The organism is Burkholderia sp. AU44665 (genome assembly GCF_030504405.1).
Taxonomy (GTDB): Bacteria; Pseudomonadota; Gammaproteobacteria; order Burkholderiales; family Burkholderiaceae; genus Burkholderia; species Burkholderia semiarida.
The window spans coordinates 355,330-372,759 of the sequence record NZ_JAUJRI010000006.1 but is presented as its reverse complement, the minus strand read 5'-3'; the positions used below and the strand labels follow the sequence as shown (position 1 = coordinate 372,759).

Annotated in this window: 30 protein-coding genes, 1 tRNA gene and 1 pseudogene; 28 read left to right on the top strand and 4 right to left on the bottom strand. The window is 54.8% G+C overall.

Annotated elements, in window-relative coordinates:
- From QZM15_RS16415 to QZM15_RS16400, 4 genes and pseudogenes are all read right to left on the bottom strand, one after another.
- Positions 1 to 583: pseudogene (locus QZM15_RS16415) on the bottom strand (hypothetical protein); the annotation flags it as partial.
- A 577-nt stretch (positions 584 to 1,160) separates the two neighbouring features.
- Positions 1,161 to 1,487 (bottom strand): hypothetical protein, encoded by a 327-nt coding sequence (locus tag QZM15_RS16410; RefSeq protein WP_302106776.1) that lies wholly within the window; start codon positions 1,485 to 1,487, stop codon positions 1,161 to 1,163.
- Between the two features lie 762 nt (positions 1,488 to 2,249).
- The gene (locus QZM15_RS16405; protein WP_302106775.1) at positions 2,250 to 2,432 is read right to left on the bottom strand and encodes a hypothetical protein; all 183 of its coding nucleotides are present in this window, start codon (positions 2,430 to 2,432) and stop codon (positions 2,250 to 2,252) included.
- A gap of 422 nt (positions 2,433 to 2,854) precedes the next feature.
- Positions 2,855 to 3,253, bottom strand: a complete 399-nt coding sequence (locus QZM15_RS16400; protein ID WP_302106774.1) for a hypothetical protein — start codon at positions 3,251 to 3,253, stop codon at positions 2,855 to 2,857.
- A 90-nt stretch (positions 3,254 to 3,343) separates the two neighbouring features.
- On the opposite strand from QZM15_RS16400, the gene QZM15_RS16395 reads away from it, so the two are divergent.
- From QZM15_RS16395 to QZM15_RS16260, 28 genes are all read left to right on the top strand, one after another.
- On the top strand, positions 3,344 to 3,553 hold the full coding sequence (locus tag QZM15_RS16395; RefSeq protein WP_302106773.1) for a hypothetical protein: 210 nt from the start codon (positions 3,344 to 3,346) through the stop codon (positions 3,551 to 3,553).
- A gap of 137 nt (positions 3,554 to 3,690) precedes the next feature.
- The gene (locus QZM15_RS16390; RefSeq protein WP_302106772.1) at positions 3,691 to 4,116 is read left to right on the top strand and encodes a helix-turn-helix transcriptional regulator; all 426 of its coding nucleotides are present in this window, start codon (positions 3,691 to 3,693) and stop codon (positions 4,114 to 4,116) included.
- The gene (locus QZM15_RS16385; RefSeq protein WP_302106771.1) at positions 4,113 to 4,754 is read left to right on the top strand and encodes an HNH endonuclease; all 642 of its coding nucleotides are present in this window, start codon (positions 4,113 to 4,115) and stop codon (positions 4,752 to 4,754) included. The genes QZM15_RS16390 and QZM15_RS16385 overlap by 4 nt, the downstream gene beginning before the upstream one ends.
- Before the next feature lie 67 nt (positions 4,755 to 4,821).
- A complete protein-coding gene (locus QZM15_RS16380) occupies positions 4,822 to 4,971 on the top strand; it encodes a hypothetical protein (protein WP_302106770.1) in 150 nt (49 codons plus the stop codon).
- Complete coding sequence (locus tag QZM15_RS16375) at positions 4,972 to 5,694, top strand: conserved phage C-terminal domain-containing protein (protein ID WP_302106769.1); 723 nt, start codon at positions 4,972 to 4,974, stop codon at positions 5,692 to 5,694.
- Positions 5,694 to 6,101, top strand: coding sequence for a hypothetical protein (locus tag QZM15_RS16370; RefSeq protein WP_302106768.1), 408 nt, complete (start codon positions 5,694 to 5,696; stop codon positions 6,099 to 6,101). The genes QZM15_RS16375 and QZM15_RS16370 overlap by 1 nt, the downstream gene beginning before the upstream one ends.
- Position 6,102: 1 nt before the next feature.
- A complete protein-coding gene (locus QZM15_RS16365; protein ID WP_302106767.1) occupies positions 6,103 to 7,062 on the top strand; it encodes an AAA family ATPase in 960 nt (319 codons plus the stop codon).
- Positions 7,062 to 7,319 (top strand): hypothetical protein, encoded by a 258-nt coding sequence (locus QZM15_RS16360; protein ID WP_302106766.1) that lies wholly within the window; start codon positions 7,062 to 7,064, stop codon positions 7,317 to 7,319. Before QZM15_RS16365 ends, QZM15_RS16360 begins: the two co-directional genes overlap by 1 nt.
- 26 nt (positions 7,320 to 7,345) lie before the next feature.
- Positions 7,346 to 7,702 (top strand): hypothetical protein, encoded by a 357-nt coding sequence (locus tag QZM15_RS16355; RefSeq protein WP_302106765.1) that lies wholly within the window; start codon positions 7,346 to 7,348, stop codon positions 7,700 to 7,702.
- 10 nt (positions 7,703 to 7,712) lie between these two features.
- Entirely contained in the window at positions 7,713 to 8,204 is a 492-nt protein-coding gene (locus QZM15_RS16350) for a hypothetical protein (RefSeq protein WP_302106764.1), read from the top strand.
- A complete protein-coding gene (locus QZM15_RS16345; RefSeq protein ID WP_302106763.1) occupies positions 8,204 to 8,782 on the top strand; it encodes a hypothetical protein in 579 nt (192 codons plus the stop codon). The genes QZM15_RS16350 and QZM15_RS16345 overlap by 1 nt, the downstream gene beginning before the upstream one ends.
- 11 nt (positions 8,783 to 8,793) lie before the next feature.
- Entirely contained in the window at positions 8,794 to 9,168 is a 375-nt protein-coding gene (locus tag QZM15_RS16340) for a hypothetical protein (protein WP_302106762.1), read from the top strand.
- Between the two features lie 413 nt (positions 9,169 to 9,581).
- Complete coding sequence (locus QZM15_RS16335) at positions 9,582 to 9,764, top strand: hypothetical protein (RefSeq protein WP_302106761.1); 183 nt, start codon at positions 9,582 to 9,584, stop codon at positions 9,762 to 9,764.
- 199 nt (positions 9,765 to 9,963) lie between these two features.
- Positions 9,964 to 10,422, top strand: coding sequence for a hypothetical protein (locus QZM15_RS16330; protein WP_302106760.1), 459 nt, complete (start codon positions 9,964 to 9,966; stop codon positions 10,420 to 10,422).
- A gap of 121 nt (positions 10,423 to 10,543) precedes the next feature.
- A complete protein-coding gene (locus tag QZM15_RS16325; RefSeq protein WP_302106759.1) occupies positions 10,544 to 10,867 on the top strand; it encodes a hypothetical protein in 324 nt (107 codons plus the stop codon).
- A 407-nt stretch (positions 10,868 to 11,274) separates the two neighbouring features.
- Entirely contained in the window at positions 11,275 to 12,000 is a 726-nt protein-coding gene (locus tag QZM15_RS16320; RefSeq protein WP_302106758.1) for a metallophosphoesterase, read from the top strand.
- Positions 11,997 to 12,248 carry a hypothetical protein gene (locus QZM15_RS16315; RefSeq protein WP_302106757.1) on the top strand — a complete coding sequence of 84 codons (252 nt, stop codon included), beginning with the start codon at positions 11,997 to 11,999 and terminating at the stop codon, positions 12,246 to 12,248. The genes QZM15_RS16320 and QZM15_RS16315 overlap by 4 nt, the downstream gene beginning before the upstream one ends.
- The gene (locus QZM15_RS16310; RefSeq protein ID WP_302106756.1) at positions 12,245 to 12,400 is read left to right on the top strand and encodes a hypothetical protein; all 156 of its coding nucleotides are present in this window, start codon (positions 12,245 to 12,247) and stop codon (positions 12,398 to 12,400) included. Before QZM15_RS16315 ends, QZM15_RS16310 begins: the two co-directional genes overlap by 4 nt.
- 245 nt (positions 12,401 to 12,645) lie before the next feature.
- Positions 12,646 to 12,891, top strand: coding sequence for a hypothetical protein (locus QZM15_RS16305; RefSeq protein WP_302106755.1), 246 nt, complete (start codon positions 12,646 to 12,648; stop codon positions 12,889 to 12,891).
- Positions 12,892 to 13,200: 309 nt separating this feature from the next.
- Entirely contained in the window at positions 13,201 to 13,455 is a 255-nt protein-coding gene (locus tag QZM15_RS16300) for a hypothetical protein (protein ID WP_302106754.1), read from the top strand.
- A 256-nt stretch (positions 13,456 to 13,711) separates the two neighbouring features.
- Positions 13,712 to 14,875, top strand: coding sequence for a winged helix-turn-helix domain-containing protein (locus tag QZM15_RS16295; RefSeq protein WP_302106753.1), 1,164 nt, complete (start codon positions 13,712 to 13,714; stop codon positions 14,873 to 14,875).
- Positions 14,872 to 15,198, top strand: coding sequence for a hypothetical protein (locus QZM15_RS16290; protein ID WP_302106752.1), 327 nt, complete (start codon positions 14,872 to 14,874; stop codon positions 15,196 to 15,198). The genes QZM15_RS16295 and QZM15_RS16290 overlap by 4 nt, the downstream gene beginning before the upstream one ends.
- A 77-nt stretch (positions 15,199 to 15,275) precedes the next feature.
- Positions 15,276 to 15,443, top strand: a complete 168-nt coding sequence (locus QZM15_RS16285) for a hypothetical protein (RefSeq protein WP_302106751.1) — start codon at positions 15,276 to 15,278, stop codon at positions 15,441 to 15,443.
- Entirely contained in the window at positions 15,443 to 15,631 is a 189-nt protein-coding gene (locus QZM15_RS16280; protein ID WP_060176647.1) for a hypothetical protein, read from the top strand. Before QZM15_RS16285 ends, QZM15_RS16280 begins: the two co-directional genes overlap by 1 nt.
- A complete protein-coding gene (locus tag QZM15_RS16275) occupies positions 15,628 to 15,864 on the top strand; it encodes a hypothetical protein (RefSeq protein ID WP_302106750.1) in 237 nt (78 codons plus the stop codon). The genes QZM15_RS16280 and QZM15_RS16275 overlap by 4 nt, the downstream gene beginning before the upstream one ends.
- 500 nt (positions 15,865 to 16,364) lie before the next feature.
- Positions 16,365 to 16,438: transfer RNA gene (locus tag QZM15_RS16270), tRNA-Gly, on the top strand.
- A gap of 129 nt (positions 16,439 to 16,567) precedes the next feature.
- Positions 16,568 to 16,726 carry a hypothetical protein gene (locus QZM15_RS16265; RefSeq protein WP_302106749.1) on the top strand — a complete coding sequence of 53 codons (159 nt, stop codon included), beginning with the start codon at positions 16,568 to 16,570 and terminating at the stop codon, positions 16,724 to 16,726.
- 405 nt (positions 16,727 to 17,131) lie between these two features.
- Entirely contained in the window at positions 17,132 to 17,404 is a 273-nt protein-coding gene (locus QZM15_RS16260) for a hypothetical protein (protein WP_302106748.1), read from the top strand.
- The last annotated feature ends 26 nt before the right edge of the window (positions 17,405 to 17,430 follow it).

The window sequence follows — 17,430 nt, the reverse complement described above, 5'->3', positions numbered from 1 at the left end:
CGCTGGCCGTTGCCGCGCCTCTGTCGCCGCTGGCCGTTGCCGCGCCGCTGTCGCCGCTGGCCGTTGCCGCGCCTCTGTCGCCGCTGGCCGTTGCCGCGCCGCTGTCGCCGCTGGCCGTTGCCGCGCCTCTGTCGCCGCTGGCCGTTGCCGCGCCGCTGTCGCCGCTGGCCGTTGCCGCGCCGCTGTCGCCGCTGGCCGTTGCCAGACCATTCTCAGCAGTCGAATATGCTGGTGAATTCGGATCGATCGGCTTCGCGCGGCTGAATGTGTACTCGACCGCCGCCTTAATCAGACCCGGGAGGGTCAGCTCGACACCGATCTTGATCTTCGAGCTCGCGATCTTCGAATCTTCGCCATGGCGCGCGAGCGTGCCGCTCTGCTCGACAACGAAGAAGCGCGACGTGTTCGGCGGATAGTAGCGAAGCACGTCGAGCGGGTATTCGCAGGCGTGGAATCCGGACGCGCAGGCTTCGACATCACCCGTGTGGGCGTATTCCTCGCCGGCCGCGTACTGGAAGCCACGGCACTTCATGTCTGCGTCGAAGCCTTTGTAGCTCGTCACAACCTCTTCGTTCTGGCTCATCTCAATCCCCTAAGTGTTATTTCCTGAATGTGCGCCGTTCACAAACTCGGCACTCGATCAAATTTCCTAAATTCCCGGTACACCACCCAGCCGAACAGACAGAGCGATGCAATCAGTGCGGCAAGGGTGATGTACATATGGATTCCTAAATTCGTGACTGATAAAGCAGCCCAGTCAAGCAGCCGACAGATTCTGCATCAGGCAGCGGTTATGAAGTTTCATCCCTAAGCGTGTTATATGGTTGACGAGGCCCGGCCATCAATGTCTGAGGGTTGCTTGTGTAGGGTGCCTTTGTGGGGCGGCCCGATAACGAGGGCCAGCCGGCATTCCCTAACTAATACGGAGTCACCTTCTCGGGAGAATGCGGCACCCAAGGGGTCATCGGCTGCGTATCAGCCCACCTTCCGGCAGTTAAGCTGCATTAAAACAGCTTCATCGGTAGGACCGATGGCCTGTCATGTCCATCAGTTTTCAAGCGTTTCTCATATCGACGGCTTACTCGTGCTGCCTTCACCCGTCTAAGCTCCACGCTACCTACCGCTCAAGCTGCTTGATGGGAGCACAAGGCTCCCACCCATTACATCAGAAAACCGCAAGTGAATACTTTGTCAATTCCTGCAGTATTCGGCAGTTCGGCTTCGTCGATCTTGAAGCGATACCATTTCCCGAAATCAGCGCCAGCTTTATGCAAATAATCTGTCGCATAAAGATCCTTTTGATGCGGATCGCATAGAAAATAACTTATCTTGTCGAGCGCAGCCTCGGTTGCATCGTCGGTATTACAAGAATTCGTGAAGCTGCCGTGAGCAGCGTTCAAAATTTCAAGGTCTTCGGCGCTCGGATTGGGAACGACAAGCCAATCCACGCTTTCCGGCACATTCTGATAAACGAGCAAAACTTTCATATTTCCTCCGTTGTTTGTCCGAAACAGCTTCAGTGGATGGCGCTGTGGCCGGTCGCTACTGCGGCTCTTCCGGGTGTCGGAATACCCCGTCAGACAGGGTAGCGTTTCTGCATTCAACGCCGCACAGCGCCATCCACTCAAACTGCTTGCAATGCTTCTGAGAAGGCGCTGTTGCTATACAGCGGATTTCGGCTAACCTACTGCACCAACCCGCCACGAGGGACTGGGAATTAAGGTGGATCGGTTTCGCGGTTACTCGTCCGTGCAGGGAGTTCAGCGGCCTTCTCAGAAGAACTGCGTGCCCGCATCGGCGCCGGCTACACCCTGCTATGCAGGCTCCGGCTACCGATGCAAGTCTTCAACTACCGCAATCGTTCTATAGCGCCTCTGGACGCCAGGCGATGAGGTAGTAGCCGTCGATCTTCGGTTCTTCTCAGGGGTAACGGGTTGAGCCCTGTGCCTATCCGCCCTTTCGGGCTATGAGCATGTTCTATCTCTTGCGTTGTGGATCGAATGTCGTCAGGGCGCGCCACCCACGCTTTATCAGTGGGATCGTCCCAAGCGCCGCTCAACGAGCACCGGGTGACGCGCCCTGACTAACATTCGTCCACGTTGTTAAAGAACCCGCCCGCTGTCACCGGAACGGCGCGCCCGTTGGCGCTTGATCTCATCAGCAGTGGCATAACCACTGGATCACCCGGCTCAAACTTCCTCCGGGGATTTCGATCTTGTGCTGCGTCTTTCTCCTGTAGCGGGAGCGGTTTAATAGCCGAGCCAGTCGCGAGCGGCCTTGAGCGTCGCCGGAATGGTCGAGTATTCGGTGAATACGCGACGATCAGCCGCAACCGACACGCACGAAACGTTCAGCGTGCCGTCGCCGTTGTCGATCGTCGGCTCTGCGGTGCCGTGGCTGTCAATCCAGGTGATCAGGTCTTGCGTGCTCATGTCCGGCTCCTCGGTTGTTCGTCTGTCGTGACGTTGTGCTGCGGTGTGATTGAATCTTAGGGCACCCTAAAACCGAGGTCAAGAACTTTTTTAGGTCGCCCTAAAGCTGAGGGCAAAAATAAAGCCGCTTGCGCGGCTTAGCGGCCCAGGGCCAATTTACTTGACGGTTGCATCACGAACCATGTCCGTCAACATTTCCAGGGATCGCAGCAAGCGTCGTAGCATCGCCTTCTGGTGATCCTCATATATGTCCTTCGATGTAGCGCGCATACCTTTTATCTTCCTACCCCGCTCAATTGGTATGGCGCCAGACCGCCCGCTGTTCGTCTTTCCCACGGTTCGCCTCGCTCGCTTTCGGCCATTAGTATGAATCTTACTGTTTGCTGCCAGTAGATAATGGACGTGTCCCAGCCGCCAATTAACTAGGGTTTACGCTTGCCAGATACAGCTAATTTCGGGTATTCGATCCTGCTCCGCAGCAATCTTCCTAGTAGCTCGATGACATCCTCGCGCTCTTGGCCGCCATCATGATCTATGTCAACGAGAGCCATGATTAGAGTCAGCATCTCATCGCTGATGTTTGTGGGACGGTCTGGCCGCATTGGCTCTTGGTTGAGAATTAGCCAGTGTGGGCGAATGTTGAGCAAATCGCACGCCTTCAGCATCAACTCAGATTTGATGTGCTTGGTCGGCGTGATGCTGGCGGCACCAATCCACCCGGCGACAGTGGGGGCGGATACCCCCATCGCGGTGGCAAAAGAATTGGGGTTGTAGTCGCTCTCAGCCAATGCTTTGGCGAGGCGCGTGTTCCATGTATTCATTAGGCTAGGCTAAACGAAAAACCTTTAGGCTCCCCTTGCACTTTTCATTAGGCCGCCCTAAAATGGAGGCGTACCTTGATGAAAAGTCACATGGAACTTGATCCGAACATTGTCATTGATCGCCTCGGCGGGACTGGAGCTGTTGCAGATATCTGCGACATCAAAGATCCGTCCGTGTCCGGTTGGCGCAAGCACGGAATCCCGAAGCCGTGGCTGAGGTTCCTCAAGGTGGCATTCCCGGATGCTTTCCGGCCGGTTGAATCATCCGGCAACGAAATTTCTGAGGCGGCCGAAAAGTAGCCGTCTTGATGCAGGTGGTCTCCACACACTCCACCCCGAAGTGTGATGGTTTGAGCGATGTTCGCATCGCTCTTTTTTACAGCATGCCGGCTGGCGTTTTGCGGGTCGGTTAGGTAGTTCATGAAATTAGGCGTCCTATGTGGCGCCTTCATTTGACGCGATGCACAACCGGTGATTCAAGCGGTTACGCGATTGATTTTTATAAAAAGGTGAAAGAAATGAGTGACTTGGGGCTGTTTGGCGGTGTTGTGAATGGTCCGTCGTTCTTGCCGGCTGACGCTGTATCGAAGTGCAAGAGCTATCGGGAAATCGTCCGCGTGTCGTGGGCAAACCGACGCTCCAAAGGGATGACGCAGCGAACCTTGGCTGAATGCATCGGCTGCTACGCATCCCACGTCTCGGACTATCTGCAGGCAGATGACAAGCCGACACGGCGAGATCTTCCCGCAGAGCGCCTGAAAGAATGGGCTGCAACGGTTGGCAACTGGGGAGTCCAGCAATGGATGGCTCGTCAAGCCAATTTGACGATCATGGAAGAAGTCATTGCGCAGAGGGCGGCATGACGATTAACGCAGAAATCGTTGCGGTATTGGCGGAAGTTTCCGACGCCGTCCAACGGGTCAATCTGAGCACGGGTCTTGAATTGATCGGCCAACAATGGGGGCACCGCGCCTATCGGCTCCGATCCTATTGCTCGATCGAGCGTGGCCTCTTTGCGGTCAATTATGTCGTCATGCACCAAGAAAGTTTGGCAGTGATCGGCCTTGGAGAATCGAAGGCAGTCGCTCTCTCGATGGCCCGCAGATTTCTTTCGAAGTCGTATGACAGCGTTGCCGAGCTGATTCGGACCGTTTCGGCTAAGCGCGATTCTGAGATTGCGCTGGCTATAGCTGAGATTGAATCCGTCCGTCGTGTTCCGGACAAGCCAATGCCTAAACGTGTCGGTACGCGCCGCGCGCAGATTTTCCAGAAGTCGGGAGGTCGTTGCCACTATTGCTCGGCCGAGCTAGATCTTCATGGCAAATGGCATGTAGAGCACATGATGCCAAAGGCGCTTGGCGGCGGGAATGAACCAGGCAATCTTGTCGCTTCGTGCGTCACATGCAACCAGCAGAAGAAGGACAAGACGGCTGAAGAGTTCATCTACAGCCGATCTGGAAAGGACGGCGCGAAGGTCGCCGCATTGGAGGCAGCAGCATGATCAGCTTCATCGACCTATTCATGGTTTTCGTGATCAGTTTTGCGTTCGGTGGTGCCTGGAGGTTTGTATGCCCGACCTTCTGAACGCTAAAACGTCGGAACAGCAGAAGCAGATGGACATGGCCCGAAACATCGGCCACCTCCGCAGCAAGCAAGCCAAGCGCCAGCAAGCACACATGCTCTGTCTGGCAATGATTCGGATGATCAGGGGAAAGTGAGTGCCAGTACGAATCCTTCGCGAGGGAATCCTGACGAGCGAGCGCGTCGATCTGCTTAGCCCAGAGGGCGAGGTGTTTTACCGGCGCCTCATGTCGGTTGTGGATGACTTCGGTCGGTATTCGGCAAATCCGAAATTGCTTCGAGCGGCGTGCTATCCGCTGCGACTCGACACCGTAAAAGATGCGGATATCGCCGTTTGGTTGGAAGAGATTCAGAAAGCAGGACTTGTAGCGCTCTATGAGGTGTCTGCTAAGCAGTACTTAGAGCTTGCTGATTTTAGGCAACAGATCCGGGCAAAGGAAAGCAAATATCCGAATCCGGCAGCGGGCGATAAGCAGCCGTTAGCAGATGCTAAGCAGATTCCGGAAGATGCTCACTTAGACGGAGACGGAGACGGAGACGGAGACGGTAATACGTCGGGCATGCCCGACACTGCTCGTCGAATTCTTGGCTATCTGAACGAACAAGCTGATCGCGCTTATCAGCCCGTCGAATCGAATTTGAGGCTGATCCTTGCCAGACTGAAGGAGGGGGCGACCGAGCAGCAGTGCCGAGACGTGATAGATGCAAAAGTCGACGAGTGGCTGAACGATTCGAAATGGTCGAAATACCTCCGTCCGGAAACACTGTTCAACGCAACGAAGTTTGCGAGCTACGTTGGTCAGCTTGGCCCTCCGCACGGGGGTGCTAGCAAGTATGGAAGTGGGGAGAAGTACCTGTGATGGCCGCCAACGCATCCGCAATCGCATCGCTACGCGAGCAAGGCAAGCAGCCCGCGTCTTGGGTGCTGGTGTCCTTCATCGGGCGCATCGTGGCGAAAGACGATGGGTTCACGGTGTATGCGAAGGACGATCGAGACTATGACTGGCGGTGGGCTGTAGGACTTGACCTGATCGCATTTGCAAAGCGCGGTCAGGCGGTTGCGAGCCAGTTGAAAGCTATCCGCAACGAGCGTCCTAAGTCTCTTTCGATTTGGGACATAGACCGCAAGATCGGGGCGCAAGTCTATTTCGCGTACCCCGCCGAGACACAAGAGATGATCCACAAGACGCGGACGAAATCGCTGGGGATCGAGCTGATGCCTTGGTTCGACTGGCAAACGAAGGAATTTATGGGGATGGGTTTCTGAGATGCAGATCATCGACGGCGACAAGATAAACCTGTCCGATTACATGTCGGAGCCGGAAGATGTTCATAAGATCCGGCCGGCGAGCGAATGGTCCGAAGGCGTTATCGCGGCGCTCTACACCCGAGCCGCTACGCCCGATGTTCAGCTTGGCTGGCTCAAGACCGAAGGTCGATTTGCGTTTCGTCCTGCTGAACTTACGATCTGGGGTGGTATCAATGGTCATGGGAAGTCGATGCTGACAAGCCAGGTAGCGCTTGACCTTTGCCTCCAGAACCAGAGGGTCTGCATCGCATCACTGGAAATGAAGCCCGAGAAGACGATGTTGCGCATGACCAAACAGGCAGCCGGCGATTCGCGCCCGTCTCAGGAATTCATCCGCAGCATGCATAGCTGGACCGATGACCGCCTGTGGCTTTATGACCATACCGGGAGTGTGCAGCCTCGAAAGATGTTGGCCGTCGTCCGATACGCAGTCGAGAATTATCGAATCCAGCACTTCGTGATTGACAATCTCATGAAGTGTGTTCCTGGGGACGATGATTACAACGGCCAGAAGGATTTCGTGAACTCGCTGACGGCCATCGCTCAGGACACTGGCGCTCACATTCATCTGATAGCGCACGTGAAGAAAGCTGGCAGCGAATACGATCGTCCGGGAAAGTTCGACATCAAGGGAAGTGGCTCTATCACCGACCTTGCGGACAACCTGTTCATAGTTTGGCGTAATAAGCGGAAGGAAGCGGTGGGTAGCGAGAAGCTGAAGCTCAAGCGCGATGAAGCAGATGCCGTGATGGCCGAACCCGATTGTTACCTGTCGCTTGAGAAGCAGCGAAATGGCGATTATGAGGGTGTATTTGGATTTTGGTTTGATGGGCCCTCCATGCAGTATGTCGAGAATCGCGGCCAACTACCTCGGAAGTATCCAGTCGATGGCGCAGCAGTCGATCTGGAGGATTTTTGATGAGAATATCTCCGGAACTTCTCCAAGATCTCAAATATCTGGCGTGGTACTACGACTGGAAGGAGTCGATGAAGGATTACGTGAAGGTCGCGCTTCGTGAGTCACCGGTCGAGTTCACTCACTACCTCTCATCGCTGGCCAAAGCCCATCGAGCCGGCTACGCGGAGAATCATGGCAACGGATTGGCAGTATTCTGCGCGACACATGGAATCCCTCATCCATATGTGGGCGAACTAGAAGACACGGTAGACGCATAAGCGTTACCGAAAACGCGAAGAAATCCATGCAACGAACTAAGCAGTACGAATGGAGTAACAGATTGAAGCGATCACCGTCCGCACTGACTGCGGAAATGCTGCAAAAGGATGGATGGTTGGTTTGGACGGTGGAGCGATGGATACCTGGAGCTCGAATCCGGGTTGACCTTTTCGGATTTTTGGATCAGATCGCGATTCGTGACGGCGAGGTGATCGGGCTGCAACCAACCAGTTGGGCGAATGTCCCGGCGCGCGTGAAGAAGATCGCAGACTCCGAACATATCGGAGAAGTACGGAAGTTGGGCTGGACGCTTTGGGTGATCGGATGGAAGTGGGACCCCAAAGCACATGAATGGAAGCATCGCATCGTTGACGTTTCATAGGGGATGAATCATGGCCGGAACGAAAAAACCTCGTCGCAAGTATGACCCTACTCGTTGGCTCGCGCGCAGCGTATCGCGCGCGGAGAATCGCCGCGATGCGAATCCGCTTAAAGACGATCAGCAACGCGACCTCGCCCTCTGCTACCACATCTCCTTCGAGAACATGCTCAAGCGCGGCAATGAAGAGGATTGGTATGTTTTGGCCGCCACGATGAACGTTGCCCTTGTCCTCGCAGAACAGGGCTATGGCGCGGAATACATACCCGAGATCAAGAGCGCGATGGAATCGCTGATGGATCTGAAATATCGCGCCGACCGCACGGGGCAATGGGCATTCGATGGCGCCGGCATCCAACACATGCGGATTGCGCTCGAACTGCACGACCAGCAATGCGCACTTGCGAATCGCGGCGAGATTAAGAAGGCGCTTAAGGCCATCGTGAAGCGAGCCAACGAGGGGCATATGTATGCAACGCATGAGTGTGAATTGGGGGTGGCGTGATGGACTGGACCGAACAACAGGATGCCGATTTGATCCGGATTTGGCTTGGCAAGGAAAACTTGAAGGCCAATCTTCACCTCTTCGGCGGCCGGAGCTATGGAGCCGTGGTCAATCACGCGCATGCCCTTAAGCTCGGGCCTCGGCCATTTTCTGATCGAGGAGTAAAACCGTTCGCGCTTGATGTTGTACTTGCTGAATTGAAGAAGTCGCCTGGAACGATACCTGAGCTGGCTGAACGCACGAGGCTTACGCGATCTGCCGTATGTGCACATGTCAAGCCAAAATGGGCCGGGAAGAAAGGGGCATACCATGTTATCGATTGGCGCAGGCGTAAGCATGGCGGAAGCTATGTTCCGGTGTTTGAATTCGGTCCGGGAGAAAACGCACCGGTTCCGGCAGCCAAGACTAATTCAGAACTTTGTCGAGATAAGCGCAATCGGCGACGCATGAATACGCTCGCGAATGGCGAGCGTCCGCGATTCGTAAATCCATTCGCTGTGGCGGCTGGTCTAATGCCTGCGCCTGTAGGCATACCGGGGCGTGTCTATCAACAATCGATGTCGATCAAAGACGAATAACTGGAGGAAGCATGAAGAAAGCTATTTTTGTGGCCGCATGTCTCTCGGTGCTTGCAGGATGCAATGATGCCGATGTGGCATCACGGAACCTCTCACAAGCTGCCGACAACTTCCAAGTCAACCGCCGCATCGTGTTCTACAACGGCATTACTGGCGACTACATGCTGTCGATCGAGGGGCTGTGCTCGCTCGGCAACAACGACAAAGCGCGTGAGCTCTCGGTGACGTGTAAGACCGGGCCGAACAGCTACAAGAAGCACTTTCTCGGCTTGTCGGACAACGTGACGTTTTTCGTCGAACAGGTCGAGTCGGCTGACGTGAGCGCGTACCACTACAAGGTTGTGTTCAAGCCTTCGGTGATTGTTCCGGACATCACGGTCAAATAATGCAATCCCGTCGAGTCTCGATGATCGAGGCAGGCACGAGCGCGATAGCGGGATGCGTGCTCGGCATGGTCACGAACTACATTGTGCTTCCCCGCTATGGGATGAGAGTGAGCCTGATCGACAACATGAGCTTGACGGGGATTTTTACGGCCGTGTCGTTTGCAAAATCGTATTGCGTGCGGCGCGGATTCGAGAGATTTAGAGAGTGGAGAAAGGCATGATCGCGATTGGACTTGTGATGGGGGTTATTGGTTGGGTTTGCATAATTGCGATGAGCCGGGCAAACCCGTTACATTGGACCAAAAGTAGATGGTCAGATGTATGGACGGTAATGTTTTATGGCGGTGGGCTGCTTGTGCTAATTGGCGGCGCAAAAATTATCTGGAATATTGCTCCTTAACACGGGGGGATATATGCAATCAAACACCGCCGACTATGTGGTCACCATCAGCAACCTGACGCATCAGATCAACGAGGCGTCGGCCAAGGGATTTTTGAACAATCCGAACGCGGTAGCGCTCGTGACCCAACTGAAGCAGCAGGCCGAGAAGCTGGAAGAACTTGCGCTGGCTGAGTGCGTGGGGAGGAAGGTATGAGCGACGAACGTAACTGCGCTACCTGCGCACATCGTCACGGTTTGGTGCGCGAATTCTGGAAATGCCAAGCAACCGGATGGTTTTGCTCAACCGAAGCAAAATATGGTGGCATCTGCCGGCGCACAAGTGGATTTGCGTTGTGGGAACCCCGCCGTCCGATTCAGCAACGAGTGATTCGATTCTTCGTGGGAGCAAAGGCATGAGCGATCCGCAAGCAATCAGCGGCACGCGTCGCGCTATTAAGGAGATGTCGGATGGAACGATCCGTGTTCAGATCGACATTGATCCACGTTTCCGCTCGACGTTCTGGGCATTGTTTCCGAATATAGATATGCCAGTGGCGCTTGCCCCGCTGGAAGCCAACTTTGAGCAACGCGATAACACGGCCAAGGGAAATAACACGGCCAAGGGCGGTGCGCTTGCGGTACTTGCTGGACGCTTATGCGCCGACGAACGTTTCCATGAGTTTGTCGCATCTGAATATGGGGTGATATGGCGGGTTGGTCATGCTGCCGACGACATTGCCCAATGGATGCGCGAGCAATGCGACATCGAAAGCAGAGCAGAACTCGACCATAACGAAGCAGCCGCAGAGGCGTTTCATCGCATCATTCGCGGACCATGGCAAAAGTGCTGTCAGCAAAGGGGATGGAAGTGAATGCACCATTTTTTGTTGGATTAGTAGCATGCATGTTTTTCGCTCGGGCCACTCCAGAAAACAAAGCGGTTGCAGTCGGATGGGGATTTTGCCTGCTTCAGTTTCTTTTGGTGGTGAGTGAATGGGCGGTGCGATGACGGCGCGCGTGATCGGCTTTCCAAAGCAAAAGACGTTCCGAAGCGAGAAGTTGCGCCGCGCCGTCGCCGCCCTTCCTTGCGTTGACTGCGGTCGTGAGGGGCAGACGCAGGCGGCGCATTCCAATCAAGGAAAGGGGCTTTCGATCAAGGCAAGCGACGCACGCTTGATGGCACTTTGCGTAACGTGCCATTCAAAGTTAGACCAAGGTGGCGTCTTAACGAAAGACGAACGACGCCGGTACGAAGACGAAATGGTGGCGCGCACGCTCGTCGCGCTGATCGAGAACGGTACATTGGAGGTGGCATGAAACTGTTTAAGAGATTTATGAAACGGGGTAGCAAGAATTCCGTTTCGGGTTCCTTGGCGACAAACGCACGAATCGCAACATCCCCCCGCCCCATCAATAGTGGATATCAGCCGCTGCGGGCGGATGATCCAACTGATCTGACGAATCCTCTAAATCCACTGAGTCCATTCAGTCCTCTGCATCAGGCACTCTACTCTCAGTCGCTTTATTCGGCTTCGGACTCGTCATCAAGTAGTAACTACGATGCATCGACGACATCGAGCAGTCACGATTGCTCGTCGAGTCATAGCCACGATTACAGCAGTGCCTCCACTTCATGGGATTCAGGAAGCAGCAGTTGCGATAGTGGATCAAGCAGTTTTGACACGGGATCGTCTAGCAGCAGCTCAGATTGGTAGGAGAACCGCTTGAAAAACGTGTTCGTACAGCGCTACGAAAAGAACGAGACTGGTCGAGATCTCGCAGTCGGTGATATTCATGGATGTTTCGGAAAACTCGAAGCTGCCCTCACTGATTTTGGCTTCGACGAATCGCGCGACCGTCTGTTCTCAGTTGGCGATCTAGTGGATCGCGGTCCCGAATCGGAGCGTGTGCTTGAGTGGCTGGAGAAGCCGTGGTTCCATCCGGTGCAGGGCAACCATGAGGACATGGCGATTCGCTTCACGCATGGAACGCGTGATGCCGATCACTACCTGATGAATGGTGGATCGTGGCTCGTCTGCAAACTGCCACAAGAACAGATCCCGTTTGCCGATGCAATGGTCATGCTGCCCTATGCAATCGAGGTCGAGACTGATGGCGGACTCGTCGGCATCGTGCATGCGGACGTGGCAGGATCGACGTGGAGCGGCATGATCGAGGCCTTCGCCCAGGTGACAAGCAAGAACAAGCTCCGGGCCATCACTGACGATTGCCTCTGGAATCGCGATCGCATTCAGTCGGAGGATCGCTCGGGTGTTCCGGATGTTAGGGCAGTCATCGTCGGCCATACTCCCATCAAGCGTCCTGCCGTGCTTGGCAACGTCTATCACATTGATACTGCGGGATGGACGCGCACGGGGCATTTCACATTCATTGATCTGGCGACGCTCGAAATGTATCCGGCCGCGCCTGAAAAATTGGAGTGGGCATGATTTGGAATCATCGAGTAATCGAGCACGAAGCGAACGGCGAAAAATGGCGCTCTATTCACGAAGTCTATTACGACGATACTGGCGTACCATGGGCCTACACAGAAAACCCCACTCCCGTGCAATGGTCGGAGGGCGATAACCCGACTTGGATACTGGATCAGATGCACAAGGCATTGGATGCGCCAGTGCTACGCGAGACAGATTTCGTTGGGAGAGCGCTTGGGGCCGAAGACGGAGAAGACGAATGAGCAAAACCATCGAGTTCCGCCGCTGGAACAGCCGGCGTACGTATGTGTTCTGCTTCACCGAAGAAGGCGAACTGAAACTGTTCAAAACGAAATCGGCCGCGCAGACATGGGCTGATCGTCAGGGGTTCAAGGCTGTGTTTGTGGGGGAATGATGATGAGATATGCGCCGAAGTTGATCGAAGTGGCTAGGAATTGCTATGTGATGTCTGACGTTATCCATCGAGTCCTAGTTCAAATGTGGACTGGCGGGTCTTGGTATGTCGAAACTTTTCTTCGTGGTAATGAAGCCAAAACGTTCACTCAATTCTTCCACCCCGATCAGAACGAGAAAAGTCCGCAGGAGCGTGCTGAGGCATATGCAGCGCGGATAGTTCGAGACTGTAACTAAGAGGATTCAATGAGCGCCTTATCCAACACAATCCGCAAGCTGTCCGGCCGGCTCGCCCTGCTACGTGCTGAACGCGAGCGCTACCAAGCGCTATGCGCTGCTGCGTATCAGCTCGCGGGGGCCGTCAACGCGCCTGTCCGATTTCTCGATGCGCTTGCTGATGGCGCAAACGGCGAGATCGAGGCGCGTCAGAAGACGGATGATCTACTCCCGCTGACGAGGGAAGACATCAAAACTATGAAGGTGATTGAATGACTTTGATCTACGTATGCATCGCTGGATGGATTTTTCTTAACTGCCTTCGTATTTATATCGTTGCCCGTTTCGACAGAAATAATCTTAAGGTATCTATGGATTCGCATACGGCGTGGCTCGCCGAACGAAATCCTCATTGTGATTCTTGTTCGATGAAGGAAGGCATCGAACCTATCACGCCAGTTATGCGATGCGCGAAGTGCAGTTATTGCGTATCATTGTGGACTGGCGATCCGATGTTTGGATTCGATTTCGAAAAATACAAGTCAAAGTAAGAGAATCGGGGTAGCTCAATGCAAGGAGTCAAGCATGCGCTACGCAACCGAAGTCATCGATCTGCTGTCGGCTCATCCGGGCCACGAGTTCAAGAAGCAAGTCATCGTCAATCACGTAGCAGAGCATCATCGCAAGGATAAGCGCATCCTTCGCGTTGGAGTTTGGCGCGTTCTAAAGATGCTTGAGGCATCAGCGCAAATCGAAGTGATGGACAAAGGACAGGCGCATCACTATGTCTGGGTCGCAAAAACTATAACATCAGGTTCTGGACAATATCCACAGAATTGATACGCTTATATAAATCCGATAGGCGTACTAAACATGGCTACCAGGCGCACAAAGAAGATTGCTGTCGAAGACCCGACGAACACATGCAAGTTCTGTCGGCATTGCCATGTGCTGCCCGAAGGATTCGCGTTGTGCCGTCGCTTTCCTCCGGTCGTCGTTTATGACACCGACGACCACGACATTTTCAGTACCTTCCCTATCACACCACTGGATTCTTCTTGCGGGGAGTTTTCGGTGATTCTGAATTCCTGACGCAATGGATGACAAACTGAAGGAATTCGCCACTGATCGCCAAAGAGAAATCCTAGAGGCGATCGAACGATGCGGCACGCAACGTGCCGCGGCCGAGGCGCTCGGCATCTCTAGGGGCTCGGTCAGCAAGGCGGTTGAGAATCTTCAAAAGCGTGCTGTCCGAGCTGGCTGGAGCCCGGATCACGATATGACGCATGCTGTTCCGGACGGCTATGGCGTCAAGGGGGTCAGCAGCTACTACGGGAAAGATGGCGCGCTACGTGGGCAGTGGGTGAAGTCTTTTATTGACCGCGAGCGGCAAATGGAAATCATGCGGGAAGCCGCCGATGCCATGGCTGAAGCGCTGCCGCGGAGGTTCCCCGCGCCCTATGATGGTTTCCGCAACGATGCACTGTGCAACCTGGTTGTGTTCACGGACTACCATCTTGGGATGCTTGCATGGCACAAAGAAGGGGGCGCCGATTGGGATCTGAAGATCGCAGAGGCTCTGATGGTTTCAAGCTTCCTGCATATGCTCCAAGCTGCGCCGCGCGCTTCTAAGTGTGTTTTGACGATCCAGGGAGACTTCCTGCACTCGGATGGCCTATTGCCGCTCACGCCTGCGCACAAGAACATCCTTGATACGGATGGGCGGTTCAGCAAGATCGTAGCGGCCGCCATACGAGTACTTCGGCACCTTGTTGACTATGCGCTTGTGCGGCATGCCGAGGTTCATTTGGTGGTAGTCGAAGGCAATCACGATGAGGCCAGTTCCGTATGGGTGCGCCAGATGTTCGCCGCTCTATACGAAAACGAGCCTCGCCTTACGGTCAATGATTCTGAGCTGCCATTCTATGTTCACCAGCATGGCGATGTCATGCTCTGCTTCCACCACGGTCATAAGGTGAAGAATGAGGCGCTCCCGATGCTATTCGCGGCGCAGTATCCCAAAATTTGGGGCGCGACGACAAAGCGCTACTGCCATACGGGCCATCGCCATCACGTTGACGAGAAGGAATATTCCGGCATCACGGTTATCCAACACCCGACTCTGGCAGCTCGCGACGCTCATGCAGCACGCGGCGGATGGATTTCTGAACGCGCGGCGCAGGTCATTACCTACCATGAGAAGTTCGGGCAAGTAGCTCGGAATTTCGTGGTGCCAGAGATGTTCGAGGAAGCGGCATGACACCCCGCAAGCATAAGTTCGAAACATCGCCCGAGGCGCTCCGCGATTTCCTGAAAGAACGGCGCCCGTACACACTTCCCGAGTTGATGATGACGTTTGCTGGCGATGAAGAGTCGGTTCAATTCGCGCTTTTCACGGCACAGCAGCTAGGATGGGTGACGTATTTCCCCCCAGGCCGGAAGCGCTGCGCACGCTGGGCATACAACGAGCAATCAGACAATTCCGTAGCCGGGCCGCGCATCTCCCCTCTTTCGACCGGCACCGATTTCAAGTACGACCTATATTCGCACGCCAATCTCACGAAAGGATTCCGGAGACAGTAGTTGCGCGCTTTCACTATGGGCCTAGCATAGACGTAGAAACCGCCATTCTGGCGGCGCTCACTCATTTGGAGTACAGAATGGCGATCAAAGACGGTAGCAATCTCGGCGCGGCGGCCAGTTGTGTGCACAAGGCTCGCACTGGTAAGGCTGGCGAGTACAAGGCAGAGCCGCCGAAAGGGCCGAAGGCTGAACCGGTGCGTGTCAATGGGATCAAGGCTCCCAAAGAGCGTGGCGTCAGCAAGTAATGGCCGAGAAGAAGTGGATCGCAGGAGCGATCAATCCGAAGCATAAAGGCGCCCTTCGCAAAGAACTGGGCGTCAAGAAAGGCGAGAAGATCCCCGAGAAAAAGCTTGAGGCGGCTGCGAAGAAGCCCGGCAAGGAAGGTCAACGTGCTCGGCTCGCTGAAACCCTGAAGGGAATGAAGAAGAAATGAGCGACGAACAAACGCAAGAAGCGCCTGACGTGGTTGGGCAAGTCATCACGACGATGGCGGATGTTGGCGAGGTCGTCGCTGCTATCGCTGGCCCAAATGCAGCATTCACGGCTGAAATCACCGCCGCAACGCTTCTGCTTCGTGCAGTCAATGAGATCAAGAAGGTTGGGCGAGGTCTGTCGCCGGAGATGGAATCGGTGCTGGCGGACGCGCAGAAATATCTCGGGCTGTAATTCGTATCGGCTCGGGAACGTAGTAAGCGGCAGCGAAGCGCAATCAGGGGATTCGTTGCCGAGCGGTTACCAATCCGAATGGCGGCAGAGGAATGGGCGGTGTCCCTCTCTGCTTGCCTGCCGGACCCATATGCAGGCGCTTTGGATGCTTCTGGACGAGTACCCGGTGGCTTCAGTTGGCCGACACTAGAGCGTCTTCACGTGGGAGGGGGAAATCGCAGCCGCGAAAGTACAAACGGCTCTCCCGAATCGGTGCGCGAGGTTTGCGCCGGCCGCCTCACGAAACGAGGCGCTTTCACGCATGGCAATACAGTGGGCTCCAGCGTGCCAGTAGCGATGTTGCCTTCATCGGTTCGACTCCGACGCTGTTCTGGCTGCCAGCCGTGAGAGCGAATGCGCAGGCTGATGCGCTCATGACCAGTAGCAGAGCGTGCGGGATCTACTGTAGCCACTTCGTTAGCACATGCCGGAGATCAGCACCGGCCGCTCTCTTCAATTCTGCGGGCTTGGCTGATCGGTTAGGTTGTGGCCTTCCAAGCCACTTAGGCGAGTTCGATTCTCGCAGCCCGCTCCATGTACACCTGTACACATTCCATGTACAGCGCATAAGAAGTGTACATAGTTCCGCGGAAACCGCAACAAAGCAGGCTGCCCCTCTATAAGCGCAATTGTTCTGGTAAATCGGGGATAACCGGAGAGAATGATGAAAGTAATCGTGACGGTTCATGATGCGAAGAAAACGGCCGAACAGGAGTTCGAAGCTGATAGTTGGTCCGCCGATTCTTCTTTGCGTTTGTACAAAGGCGAGAAATTGATCGCTGAGTTTGCTAACTACGTATGGGTTAGCGTGAGAGTTGCATGAGATCCCCAAAAGCCTATAAGGCCGTAGTGAAGATGGAAGTTTCGTTGGTGGGCACAAGCAATACAGATATCGAATTTGCAGCTACGTCAATGACGAAGGGGATCGCAAAATATCTTGCAGCGATGTTTCAGCCTACTTCTCCGCCCCTCATCAGCTCTGTCGAAATTACCCCTCTTTACGATGACGCCAGTTGAAGGGAGAGACGCATGAATGTCCTGTATGGAGACGGCATTCGAGATGATACGTACGCCCTCCAGGCACTTGTAAGCGGAGCGGAAGTGGTTCTGGAAACGGGAGAGCCGATTACGCTTCAAGAGATTTGCGAATCGCGCTTGACGTGCCGCACCTCGCGGCCAATTGAGCTTACTTCTTCAACCTTGATACATGGAGTCTTATGGAGACTCGATGGCCCCCATTTCATTTGGAATTTTGGAGGCGCTAGGGGCGAAGATGAAGAATAACGGGATTGAATACCGCATCCGCCGCAAGTCCGAGTTGAACGACTTCATGGGCGCATCCATTGACGAGCTTGTGGAAGAGGAGGCGCGCCAAGCCCGAGCCCGTATCGCGGCCGAGGTGATCGCGTCGTATGTGGCTCGCTGCCGGGTGAGCGCTGGGAATATTGGCGAGATGGCTATTGCTGCGCGGGCGCGCGAGCTTCGTAACCGTCCCGAGTAGCAAAAAATAGTAACCGAGTAGCAAAC

What these genes read in the sequence shown, in the direction of transcription:
- QZM15_RS16410 (WP_302106776.1), bottom strand. Translation starts at nt 1,487, where the DNA reads ATGAAAGTTTTGCTCGTTTATCAGAATGTGCCGGAAAGCGTGGATTGG.
- QZM15_RS16405 (WP_302106775.1), bottom strand. Translation starts at nt 2,432, where the DNA reads ATGAGCACGCAAGACCTGATCACCTGGATTGACAGCCACGGCACCGCA.
- QZM15_RS16400 (WP_302106774.1), bottom strand. Translation starts at nt 3,253, where the DNA reads ATGAATACATGGAACACGCGCCTCGCCAAAGCATTGGCTGAGAGCGAC.
- QZM15_RS16395 (WP_302106773.1), top strand. Translation starts at nt 3,344, where the DNA reads ATGGAACTTGATCCGAACATTGTCATTGATCGCCTCGGCGGGACTGGA.
- QZM15_RS16390 (WP_302106772.1), top strand. Translation starts at nt 3,691, where the DNA reads ATGTGGCGCCTTCATTTGACGCGATGCACAACCGGTGATTCAAGCGGT.
- QZM15_RS16385 (WP_302106771.1), top strand. Translation starts at nt 4,113, where the DNA reads ATGACGATTAACGCAGAAATCGTTGCGGTATTGGCGGAAGTTTCCGAC.
- QZM15_RS16380 (WP_302106770.1), top strand. Translation starts at nt 4,822, where the DNA reads ATGCCCGACCTTCTGAACGCTAAAACGTCGGAACAGCAGAAGCAGATG.
- QZM15_RS16370 (WP_302106768.1), top strand. Translation starts at nt 5,694, where the DNA reads ATGGCCGCCAACGCATCCGCAATCGCATCGCTACGCGAGCAAGGCAAG.
- QZM15_RS16365 (WP_302106767.1), top strand. Translation starts at nt 6,103, where the DNA reads ATGCAGATCATCGACGGCGACAAGATAAACCTGTCCGATTACATGTCG.
- QZM15_RS16360 (WP_302106766.1), top strand. Translation starts at nt 7,062, where the DNA reads ATGAGAATATCTCCGGAACTTCTCCAAGATCTCAAATATCTGGCGTGG.
- QZM15_RS16355 (WP_302106765.1), top strand. Translation starts at nt 7,346, where the DNA reads ATGCAACGAACTAAGCAGTACGAATGGAGTAACAGATTGAAGCGATCA.
- QZM15_RS16350 (WP_302106764.1), top strand. Translation starts at nt 7,713, where the DNA reads ATGGCCGGAACGAAAAAACCTCGTCGCAAGTATGACCCTACTCGTTGG.
- QZM15_RS16345 (WP_302106763.1), top strand. Translation starts at nt 8,204, where the DNA reads ATGGACTGGACCGAACAACAGGATGCCGATTTGATCCGGATTTGGCTT.
- QZM15_RS16340 (WP_302106762.1), top strand. Translation starts at nt 8,794, where the DNA reads ATGAAGAAAGCTATTTTTGTGGCCGCATGTCTCTCGGTGCTTGCAGGA.
- QZM15_RS16335 (WP_302106761.1), top strand. Translation starts at nt 9,582, where the DNA reads ATGCAATCAAACACCGCCGACTATGTGGTCACCATCAGCAACCTGACG.
- QZM15_RS16330 (WP_302106760.1), top strand. Translation starts at nt 9,964, where the DNA reads ATGAGCGATCCGCAAGCAATCAGCGGCACGCGTCGCGCTATTAAGGAG.
- QZM15_RS16325 (WP_302106759.1), top strand. Translation starts at nt 10,544, where the DNA reads ATGGGCGGTGCGATGACGGCGCGCGTGATCGGCTTTCCAAAGCAAAAG.
- QZM15_RS16315 (WP_302106757.1), top strand. Translation starts at nt 11,997, where the DNA reads ATGATTTGGAATCATCGAGTAATCGAGCACGAAGCGAACGGCGAAAAA.
- QZM15_RS16310 (WP_302106756.1), top strand. Translation starts at nt 12,245, where the DNA reads ATGAGCAAAACCATCGAGTTCCGCCGCTGGAACAGCCGGCGTACGTAT.
- QZM15_RS16305 (WP_302106755.1), top strand. Translation starts at nt 12,646, where the DNA reads ATGAGCGCCTTATCCAACACAATCCGCAAGCTGTCCGGCCGGCTCGCC.
- QZM15_RS16300 (WP_302106754.1), top strand. Translation starts at nt 13,201, where the DNA reads ATGCGCTACGCAACCGAAGTCATCGATCTGCTGTCGGCTCATCCGGGC.
- QZM15_RS16295 (WP_302106753.1), top strand. Translation starts at nt 13,712, where the DNA reads ATGGATGACAAACTGAAGGAATTCGCCACTGATCGCCAAAGAGAAATC.
- QZM15_RS16290 (WP_302106752.1), top strand. Translation starts at nt 14,872, where the DNA reads ATGACACCCCGCAAGCATAAGTTCGAAACATCGCCCGAGGCGCTCCGC.
- QZM15_RS16285 (WP_302106751.1), top strand. Translation starts at nt 15,276, where the DNA reads ATGGCGATCAAAGACGGTAGCAATCTCGGCGCGGCGGCCAGTTGTGTG.
- QZM15_RS16280 (WP_060176647.1), top strand. Translation starts at nt 15,443, where the DNA reads ATGGCCGAGAAGAAGTGGATCGCAGGAGCGATCAATCCGAAGCATAAA.
- QZM15_RS16275 (WP_302106750.1), top strand. Translation starts at nt 15,628, where the DNA reads ATGAGCGACGAACAAACGCAAGAAGCGCCTGACGTGGTTGGGCAAGTC.
- QZM15_RS16265 (WP_302106749.1), top strand. Translation starts at nt 16,568, where the DNA reads ATGAAAGTAATCGTGACGGTTCATGATGCGAAGAAAACGGCCGAACAG.
- QZM15_RS16260 (WP_302106748.1), top strand. Translation starts at nt 17,132, where the DNA reads ATGGCCCCCATTTCATTTGGAATTTTGGAGGCGCTAGGGGCGAAGATG.